Source organism: uncultured Campylobacter sp. (assembly GCF_938018035.1).
Lineage (GTDB): Bacteria > Campylobacterota > Campylobacteria > Campylobacterales > Campylobacteraceae > Campylobacter_B.
The window spans coordinates 1-8806 of the sequence record NZ_CALIJF010000362.1; the positions used below are offsets into that span (position 1 = coordinate 1).

At 44.8% G+C, this 8806-nt stretch carries 7 protein-coding genes; 6 read left to right on the plus strand and 1 reads right to left on the minus strand.

The genetic code is table 11. From position 1 onward, the window contains the following. From Q0257_RS10825 to dctP, 4 genes are all read left to right on the plus strand, one after another. On the plus strand, nucleotides 1–938 hold a 938-nt coding region (locus Q0257_RS10825), incomplete at its 5' end, for a 3'-to-5' oligoribonuclease B (protein ID WP_298024751.1). After that, nucleotides 928–1170, plus strand: a complete 243-nt coding sequence (locus tag Q0257_RS10830; RefSeq protein WP_298024752.1) for a hypothetical protein — start codon at nucleotides 928–930, stop codon at nucleotides 1168–1170. The genes Q0257_RS10825 and Q0257_RS10830, both read left to right, overlap by 11 nt. A gap of 54 nt (nucleotides 1171–1224) precedes the next feature. Further along, nucleotides 1225–1419, plus strand: a complete 195-nt coding sequence (locus tag Q0257_RS10835; protein WP_298024754.1) for a hypothetical protein — start codon at nucleotides 1225–1227, stop codon at nucleotides 1417–1419. 764 nt (nucleotides 1420–2183) lie between these two features. After that, nucleotides 2184–3377 (plus strand): TRAP transporter substrate-binding protein DctP, encoded by a 1194-nt coding sequence (gene dctP / locus Q0257_RS10840; RefSeq protein WP_298024756.1) that lies wholly within the window; start codon nucleotides 2184–2186, stop codon nucleotides 3375–3377. Nucleotides 3378–4327: 950 nt separating this feature from the next. Here dctP and Q0257_RS10845 read toward each other — a convergent pair. Then, on the minus strand, nucleotides 4328–6595 hold the full coding sequence (locus tag Q0257_RS10845; protein ID WP_298024758.1) for a molybdopterin-dependent oxidoreductase: 2268 nt from the start codon (nucleotides 6593–6595) through the stop codon (nucleotides 4328–4330). Between the two features lie 394 nt (nucleotides 6596–6989). Between Q0257_RS10845 and Q0257_RS10850 the strand changes: the two genes are divergently transcribed. Beyond that, nucleotides 6990–7589: a 4Fe-4S dicluster domain-containing protein gene (locus tag Q0257_RS10850; RefSeq protein ID WP_005871891.1), complete on the plus strand. Its 600-nt coding sequence runs from the start codon at nucleotides 6990–6992 to the stop codon at nucleotides 7587–7589. Beyond that, the coding region (locus Q0257_RS10855) for a proton-conducting transporter membrane subunit (protein ID WP_298024759.1) at nucleotides 7586–8806 on the plus strand (1221 nt) is incomplete at its 3' end. The genes Q0257_RS10850 and Q0257_RS10855, both read left to right, overlap by 4 nt.

Sequence of the window (8806 nt, forward strand, 5' to 3'; positions counted from 1 at the left end):
ACGAAAAATTTGATCTCATCCTCGCTAGTATCGACGAGCGGCTCGCTACGGACGCAGACGAAAAAAGCCTGGTTTTAATCACCGATCTAAATTTACTGCCCGCGCAATGCGAGAAATTTAGCGGCGAACTAGCCCGTCGAAACGCTCGCGTGATACTTCTGGATCATCATCAAAGCGGACTTGAGTGCGCGAAAAAATTCCCGTGGTATTTCCTAGACTCTTCGCGCTGCGCTACGAAGATCACCTATGATTTTTTCAGCGCGATGTTCGGCGGCTCGCCGCGGCTGGATAAGCTCGTGCGCGTCGTAAACGCCGTGGATATCTGGCTGAAAGAGCAGAGCGAGTTTGAGCTCGGCAAGGTCTGCCTCGGCATGGTCTCGGGCGCGAAAGAGATCAATAAAATTATGTTTGAGCGGGAGAGCAGGGATTATATCTTTTTCCTGTTAGAACAAATTTTTAAATTTCAAGACGAGGCGGACGCACACATCGCGCTAGATAGCGCGCTGCACGGCATAAAGAAGGAATTTTTTAAAAGCGAGCGCGACGATACGCTAAGCAATCTCGTCTCGCATTTCGTAGTCACCCGCCTAAGCGCGCAAAAGCAGCGCTTTGCGATCGACTACCTCGGTAAAAAGGGCATTTTGACCTACAATATCGGCAACGTAAGCGTCATCGGCAACGACTTTTTGACGCAAAATCCCGATGTCGATTTTTTTATCGACGTAACGAGCAAAAAAACGCTCAGCTTCCGCGCAGACGGCAAGATCGACGTTAGCGAAATGGCAAAGCTGCTCCTCGGCGGCGGCGGGCACGTAAACGCGAGCGGCGGGATGTTTGCGGGCTTTAAGGACGCGAGCTCGTACGAAGCCGTAAAGGCGCAAATCGTGGATCTAATCGAGAAAAAAACTCAAATTTCAAAGGAAGAAGATGAAAACTAATGACGAAAAAATCGCCGAGCAAGACCTCATCTACGAGATTAATATCCTGCTTGACGCGATGCTGCTTTATGCGGGCGTGAGGCGCGAGCGGCTCGCCGATGCGGCGCAGCTGTATATCGAAAATATCGACACGGTGCTTGCAAACTCGGATGCCAGCGGTGCGGACGAAGTGATCGCCGTGGTCGAGTTTTTGCGTAGCAAACACGCGGAGTTATTTGAAAATAAGGGCTAGCTCGCGAAATTTTAAGCGAAATTTTGCGAGCTAGAATTTTACGAAGCGCAAACTATGCGGAGTAAAATTTCATTTAGCGCAGAAATTTATGGAGCGAGAAATCCGCGAGATAAAATTTTGCGAAATAGAATTTCTAAAATGCGGAATGCAGAATTTTGCGGGCTTAGGCTTAAAATTTTAAAATTTAGCAAGCAGGCTTTGCAAATAAAATTTTATGCTGTCAAACAAGAGCAAAATTTCAAGGCTTAGAATTTACGCTAAGAAATTCCGCGCAATAGCAAATTTAAAATTTTAAGTGCATTTTGCGGCACGGAATTTTATAAGAAATTTTAGACAACGCGGGGCAGCTCTGCGTAAAATTCTAATCTAGGCTTCGCGCGGAATTTTGCGCTCAACTAAGGCGCAAAATTTAAATATAAAGGCTAAATCTTTGCTTGCCAGTGTGGCGCGAAGATCACGCAGATTGCGGAATTTTAAATTTAAAAGCACGATTCTGCCGTCTAAGATCAAAGAAATGGCATAGCGTCTAAGCTTGCCGATAATGACAAAGCTCGCTTTGAAAGAAAAAGAGAATTTTATCTGCAAAAGCGCAAAAATAGCATTTTAAGATACTTTTGTTGTTTCTAAGCAAAATAGGTCTGCTGCCAGAGGTTTTTAAATAAGCGCGCTTGATAAAATATTATCGCTAGATATGGTGCAGGTGTGGTAACATCCGAACGTAGCGAAATTAAACGAACGCGGCACTCTATCGTCGCAAAGCCAGGCATAGTAAAATAAAAAGCTTGGGCAGGGCGCTAAGAAGTAAAATGTCGCGGAATAAGACATTTGCAGAGCAAGAGCAAGATGCCTATAAGATGAAGCGTCGTAAAATAGAATAGAAAGCAACGTGTCGATAAAATAGACACCGTGAAGCAGAATTTCGTAGCAGTAACGCAGGACGCAATTAAATTTTAAGCCGGCGGCGCGCTAAATTTTGAAATTTTATGAATTTAAAACTTTATGAAAGGATAGAAATGAAAAAGATTTTTTTGTTTGCATGTCTCATGCTTTTGGGCTCGCAGCTTTTCGGCGACGATAAGGTTTATCGCCTAAGACTTGCTAGTACGTGGGAGGCGACTACGCCCGTTTTGGGCGCTGCTGCTGAGGATTTTAAAAACTATGCCGAAAGCCTTAGCGGTGGCAGGCTTCAGATCCGCATCGATACGCCGAGCAAGCACAAGGCAAGCTTTGGCATATTCGACTTCGTCAAAAGCGGTCAATACGATCTAGGATATACTTCGCTTTATTATTATAAAGGCAAAGACGCCAAAACTATGCTCTGGACGGCAGTGCCTTTCGGTATGACTACTGATGAGCAGCACGCGTGGTATTACTATGGTGGTGGGCGAGAGCTTAACGATAAGATGTTCGCGCAATACGGCATAAAGACCTTTTTGATGGGATCTACCGGCATGCAAATGGGCGGCTGGTTTAAAAAAGAGATCAACTCGGTTGCAGATTTGCAAGGGCTTAAATTCCGCATACCGGGGCTAGGCGGAGAGGTGATGAGCAAGCTGGGTGCTACTATAAACACGGTGCCTACGGGCGAGCTATTTATGGCGTTAGAGATGGGTACGATCGACGCGGTCGAGTGGGTAAGCCCTGTCTATGATATGCCACTTGGATTTCACAAAGTGGCTAAATACTACTACACAGGCTGGCAAGAACCTATGGGAGACTGCCAGCTGCTGGTAAATCAAAAGGCGCTAGAGAAGCTGCCTGCGGATCTTCAAGCGATCTTAGAGGCTGCAGCAAGACTTGCCGGAGAGAATTTCCAAAATAAGGGCTTTTACGAAAACGCTCGCATTTGGGCGGAGCTAAAAGCGCAGTTTCCGGATGTGCAGGTGCGCGACTTCCCTGCAGACGTGATAGCCGCGCTTAAAAAAGCAACGAATGAAATCTTAGACGAGGAAGCGGCAAAAGATCCGATGTTTAAAGAGATCCTAGACAGCCAGCGCGCATTTTTGAAAATCGGCAGAGAATGGAACAAAATAAGCACCGTAGCCTACATAAATAACGTAAGTGGCATCGCGGGCGAAAGCATAGCAAATCCAATCTCCGCAAGCCCTAGCGGTACGACAAACTCAGATTCTGCAAGCAGCGAAAATCACGGCGCTGCGAGCAATTCTAATGCGACGGACGGCAAAAATTTAGGCGCGACAAAGTAAAGTAGGTGCTGCTAGCGATAAAAATTAAAGCGAGACGAACAGACCGGCACAATAAGTAGCTCAGGCGCGACAAGCGGCAGAAATTTTAACTACTTTTGCATAAAGTAAATGGAATTCTGCCGCAGCAGCTTTAGCACAATAGCTTCAATATCAGAGCATAGTTCATAAATCTGGTTCGCAAGCAGGCAGCAGCTTTGGCACAATAGCTTTAACATCGCAAGCGGCGCGATCTGGCGCAGCAAAGGGCTCCCACGTGAAATAGAACGCCAAAAACACGCGATGAAACAAAATTCTAAAAATTGTGAATTCCAAGCACGACGGAATTCGGAATTTTAAATCTAAAATTTTAAAATCAAAATTTATGGATTTCAGGCGGAGCGCGAAACTACTCAGCTATGCTAAGAAACCGGCATTTGGAACTTAAGACTAAAAGCCGCGTCTAGCATTTTAAAAAAGCCTATGAGCCTTTTGCATTCATCTATCAAAATCACAAAAATCGCATTTGCGTTATTAAAATTGCAGCGCTACTTGGCAATATAGGCTAATTCGCATAAAATCAGCCTGCGCGCGTTAAAATTTAATCAATAATGTAATTTGGTAAGATTTGTTGCGATAAAATAGCCTTATTATCATGCTTATCTTTAAAATTTACTCCATTGCGCCGCTCTTATAGAGACTACATTTATTAGGATTTAATAAATCACGAATGCCCGGTCTCTGCCGCCGCATCTATTAACGCAATAGTAGATAAATTTCACACCCTCTTATCGATAGTGCAACTACGCAAAGAGACGTATTTGAAGTACCGCAGAATTTATTGAATTTTTTAAATTTTTGATCTTTAAAATATCGCAAGACGGCTAGATCGCCAAAATTTCATACTATTTGAATTAATTGTTAAAAAGTAGATTCGGGAGCATAGCCCCGAATCTACGGATAAGATTAAATTCTTAGAATTTAATCGGATGGTGGTGGAAGTCGTCGTAAACGACTTTATTGGTCTGAAATTTAATGCGCTTAAGCTCGCGGATACGCAAAAATTCCTCTTCATCGATCTTTTTAATCTGAATCGCTGCCTTAAACGTAGGCGTTTTGGCGATGAGATCCCAGCCGCCGCTAGTTAGCTCGTTGCAGCAGCTCTCCCAGTAGTGATAAGACATCTGAATGATACCATCCATTATACACTCGGTGATGTCCGCCTTGATCGCGATATAGCCGTAGCGGCTCCACGCGACGATGAAATCGCCCTGTGAAATTCCGTATCGCTCGGCGAGTTTCGGATTCATTTCCGCAATCGGTCCTATCGCGTCACCGCCCTGCTCTACGGTCTTAGAGCGCCTAGTCATCGCGCCTCCTGCGTACTCGTAAACCTTACGCGTAGTTAGAAGCTGGATTGGGAACTCCTCGTCGGTCTTCTCGTCCACGGAGCCCGCCATTACAGGATAATCTTTCGGCATATTCATACGCTTTGCGAATTCCTCTTTGGCGCTTTCGATCTTGCTCTTATCATCCACAAATAGAACTGGGACGAAATTTCCTTTACCGTCCGGGGTAAAGAATTTCTTATCAAGATACAATGCAGGTCCGCCCATAGAATTCTCATCAGGGCACGGCCAGTGAAGTCCGTGGTATTTTTTGATACGGTAATAGCTCATTCCGCCGTAGTTGTGCGGAGCTACCCTACGCACCTCTTCCCAAATCTGCTCTGGAGATTGAAATGTGAAATAATCCCCTAGTCCTAGGCGTCTGGCAAGCTCGCAGATGATAGCCCAGTCTTGTCTAGCTTGTCCCGGAGGGGCAACTACAATCTCACTATGCTGTACGCGGCGCTCGGCATTAGCATAAGTGCCCTCCTTCTCGCCGCTGCAAGCTCCAGGAAGCACGACATCTGCTTTGCGGCTCGTCTCGGTTAAGAAAATATCTTGGATCACATACATCTCTACCTGCGAAATCGCGCGCAAGAAGTGGTTTGCGTTCGGATCGGTCATAACCGGGTTTTCGCCCATCGTCCAGAAGAATTTTACCCTACCGTCAAGAATTGCGTCAGGCACTTCGGTTTTATGAATGCCGATCTTGCCGTTTAGATGACCTTTTGGTAAATTCCACTGGCGCTCAAACCAATCACGGGCACTCTCGTCGGTTACAGCTTTATAGCCGGTAAATACGTTAGGAAGCATTCCCATATCGCAGCAGCCTTGAACGTTTTCTTGTCCGCGGATCGGTAGATCGCCGCTGCCTAGCTCGCCTACGTTGCCCGTTACGAGCATTAAATTTGAAATGTCGCAGACTGCGCCCACGCCGTGGTTGAAGTGAGTTACACCCATTCCGTGCGTGATAACCGCAGGTCGCGTAGTAGCGTAAATTCTAGCCGCTTTTCTAATATCCTCGGCGTTTAGCCTAGTGTATTTGGCTACGGCTTCAGGCGAATAATCCTTAACCGCCTCTTTTACATATTCAAAACCCTTGGTGTATTTCTCAACGAATTCGTGATTTACCAAATCCTCGTCGATAATAGCATGGATTAAAGCGTTTATAACCGGGATATTGTGCTCCGGCTCAAGCTGGAGGTGGATATCTGCGCGATTTGCAAATTCCGTCTTAACCGGGTCAATGACGATGAGTTTGGCGCCTCTGTTTAGTGCTCTTTGAACGTGCATAGCTACGATCGGGTGACCATTTTCCGGGTTTGAGCCGATCATCATAATGCAGTTGCTGTGAGTTCCGATCTCCGTGAAGCTATTTGTAGCCGCTCCGTTACCGATTGTTTTGGCAAGACCTGCCACAGTCGGAGCGTGTCAAATGCGCGCGCAGTGATCGATATTATTCGTACCTAAAATTCTAAGTAGCTTCTGCGCTACGTAGTTATCCTCATGCGTACAGCGTGCGGAATAGTTTCCAGCTATCGCGTCAGCGCCGTATTTTTCTTTAACCTCGAGCATCTTTTTAGCAACCAAATCAAGCGCTTCGTCCCAGCTAGCCTCGACCAAATCGCCGTCTTTACTAAATTTGCCATTCTTTTTACGAATTAGCGGAGTAGTAAGCCTATCTCTAGAGCCTACGTAATTCCATCCGTAATAACCTTTCAAACATAAACAACCTTGATTTACGGGGTTGTCGCTTACGCCGGTTGCGGATTTGATATAATTGTCTTCCGCAGTCAGCTCGATTTGACAGCCTGTGCCACAATAAGGGCATATGACCTTGCCTTTATTCGCCATATTTTCTCCTTTCGAAAATACTAAACATGCAAAATTACCATATATGCAATTTCGGCACAATTATATAAATTCTTACCTAAAATAAAATTGAAATTTTGCCTTAAGCTAAAAGAATTTTTTCAATTATAATTAGGAGTAAATTGGGGTAATTTAAGTAGTAATTTAAATTTTAAAATATACTTTAATACTGATATACTAGACATTTAAAGCAAATAATCAACGAACCGGTTTAAAAAAGAAATTAGTTTTTAAATTTAAGCTTTTAAAGCAAATTTATCAAATAAATTCCAAATATCGTCAGATAAATGACGGAATTTTTTTGCGGACTTAAATATAATTACACCAAAATTTTTAGTAAAAAATTTTTAAAATTCCTTAAGTCAAGGAGAAAGGTATGAAACAACATAAATTTGTAATCTGCGATTACAAACGATGTATCGGTTGCACGACGTGCATGGCAGCCTGTTACTCAAGTGCCTACGAGCGCGGTAAGCTTGCTAAATCGCGACTTACCGTGCTTAGACAGGCTTACGGCGTTATGCCTACGCAGTGCAGGCAGTGCGATGACGGACCATGCGCAAATGTCTGCCCTACCGGTGCGCTTCGCTTCGATAATAACTATATCGAATTACACGAAGAAATTTGCATCGGATGTAAGATGTGTACGCTCGCCTGTCCTTATGGCGCGATCAGCTCGAATGCCGAGCTTATGCCGTCAGTAAATTATGCGGTCGAGCCGAAGTATTATCTCGAGATCGAAAGCCAAGCGGGCGCCAAAAGCACCGCCATCAAATGCGATCTATGCAACGGACGCGAGAACGGTCCTGCATGCGTCGAGGTTTGCCCAACTAGCGCTATCATTATGATAGATCCTAAAGAGGGTAAGCATAAATTGGGCTTTGCGATAGACTACGATGCGGCTAATGCTTTTGCAAAAGACGTATTAAACGGCGAAATCAGTTGCGTCGCCAAAAAAGAAGGAGGCGCAAAATGATAAGCGTCTATACTTTATTTATCGTCAGTGCAGTAATTAGTATCCTTTTATACTGCGCTCCAAAAACTGCCGTTAAGGTGGGATTTGGATTAGGTGCTATCAGCTGTTTTTACGCGATGTGTCATTTCGTAGCCAATATGGGCGTAAGCGATAGCTTCGTTTTGGGCGGTACTTTCTTATATGCGCCAAAATTTGCTTTAAGTCCGCTTGGAAATTTCTTCAGTTTCGTAGTCGTTTTTATAGGCTTTGCAAGCAGCGTTTACGGTATGAGCTATGCTGAGGAATATATCGGCAAGGCAAATATCGGCGTTTTTGCATGTTTATTTAATACCTTCATCTTATCTATGCTTTTAGTCATCAGTGCGGATAATGTATTTTGCTTCGCTGTTTTATGGGAGCTTATGACGCTAATCTCGTCATTTCTAATCATAGTAAACGATGGCAAAGGCACGCTCAAAGCCGTTATGGTATATCTAGGTATAGCACAGATCGGTGCATTTTGTATCACCTGTGGATTACTTATCATTGCAAACTACGCAGGAAGCTTCGAATTTGCGGAGTGGGGAAAAGTAAATATGCCTATGGGCGCTTCCGTAGCAGCATTCATCTTGTTTTTGGTCGGCTTCGGCTCAAAAGCCGGAATGTGGCCTTTTCACGTTTGGCTACCGCAAGCTCACCCTGCGGCTCCATCAAATGTCTCTGCGCTAATGAGCGGCGTTATGATTAAAGTAGCGCTCTTTACCCTTGTTAAATTTACACTATTTTTACCGCTAAGCATCTATTTTGGGCTTGCAGTTTTGATCCTAGGAGCAGCTAGCTCGCTTTTTGGCGTTTTATACGCGTTGTGCCAGCACGACTTTAAAGCACTTCTTGCGTACCACTCGGTTGAAAATATCGGCATTATCTTGCTGGGTCTTGGCACCGGAATTTACGGCGTCGCAGCAGGCAATGTAACACTAGCCGCAGTCGGATTTTTAGCAGGCTGCTACCACGTAGTAAATCACGCGATATTCAAAGGCTTGCTATTCTTATGTGCAGGCTCTGTAATCCACGCTACTCATACGCAAAATATGGACATCTTGGGCGGTCTAGCTAAAAAGATGCCTCTAACCGCGGTCGGTATGTTTATCGGCATCATGGGTATTGCAGCGCTTCCTCCTGTAAACGGCTTCGTTTCGGAGTGGTTTACCTATCAAGGAATGCTTCAAGGTGCTAAG

Coding starts and splice junctions, on each gene's coding strand:
- Q0257_RS10830 (WP_298024752.1), top strand. CDS start 928: ATGAAAACTAATGACGAAAAAATCGCCGAGCAAGACCTCATCTACGAG.
- Q0257_RS10835 (WP_298024754.1), top strand. CDS start 1,225: ATGCGGAGTAAAATTTCATTTAGCGCAGAAATTTATGGAGCGAGAAAT.
- dctP (WP_298024756.1), top strand. CDS start 2,184: ATGAAAAAGATTTTTTTGTTTGCATGTCTCATGCTTTTGGGCTCGCAG.
- Q0257_RS10850 (WP_005871891.1), top strand. CDS start 6,990: ATGAAACAACATAAATTTGTAATCTGCGATTACAAACGATGTATCGGT.